The 789-nt window shown below is 59.1% G+C and carries 1 protein-coding gene; it reads right to left on the bottom strand.

Annotation, left to right across the window (positions count from 1 at the left end):
* Positions 1 to 117: 117 nt before the first annotated feature.
* Positions 118 to 726 carry a riboflavin synthase gene (locus tag QM600_RS29455; RefSeq protein WP_283265314.1) on the bottom strand — a complete coding sequence of 203 codons (609 nt, stop codon included), beginning with the start codon at positions 724 to 726 and terminating at the stop codon, positions 118 to 120.
* Between the last annotated feature and the right edge of the window lie 63 nt (positions 727 to 789).

The raw sequence follows: 789 nt of genomic DNA, 5'->3' as shown, positions 1-789 counted from the left end.
GTCACGTGCTCGCACTCCAAAGTCTTGACTTTTCACATCATCGAATACAACGAGTGCACCCGAGCGGGTGCACTGACAACCCTACGACCATTCGGACGGGTCCGATCAGGGGAGGTCTTATCGACCGGCAGTATGCAACCGTTCGACGTACTTCGCGATCACGTCGACCTCCAGGTTGACCGGCGTACCGACCGTCGCGGTGCCGAGCGTCGTCAACTCCAATGTGGTGGGAATCAGCGAGATCTCGAAGTACTCGAAACCACGATCGCCACCCAGCGCGGAGACGGTCAGCGACACACCGTCGACCGTGATGGAACCCTTCTCCACCACGTAACGCGAGATGGACTCGGGTAGCGAAATCCGCACGATCTCCCAGTTCTCGGAAGGCGAACGCGAAATGACGTGACCCGTTCCGTCGACGTGGCCCTGTACGAGGTGCCCGCCGAGGCGACTGTTCAAGGCTGCCGCGCGTTCGAGGTTGACGCGACTGCCGACGCCCAGCTTCGACAGACTCGAGCGGTTCAACGTCTCTTGCATCACGTCTGCAGTGAAGGAACCATCTGCCAGGACGTCCACGACGGTCAGGCACACACCGTTGACTGCGATCGAATCGCCGTGACCCGCATCGGAAGTCACCAAAGGTCCACGCACCGTGAAGCGTGCGGAATCCACCAAGTCTTCCTTTGCGACGACTTCGCCGAGTTCTTCCACAATTCCAGTGAACACGCTTTTCTACTCCTCGTTCCCCGGAGCAGAACTCTCCGGAACCAGACTCAACAAAATATCGGG

Source organism: Rhodococcus sp. IEGM 1379 (assembly GCF_030056815.1).
GTDB lineage: Bacteria > Actinomycetota > Actinomycetes > Mycobacteriales > Mycobacteriaceae > Rhodococcus_F.
The sequence above is the reverse complement of the archived record's forward strand: the minus strand, read 5'-3'. Positions and strand labels throughout refer to the sequence as shown.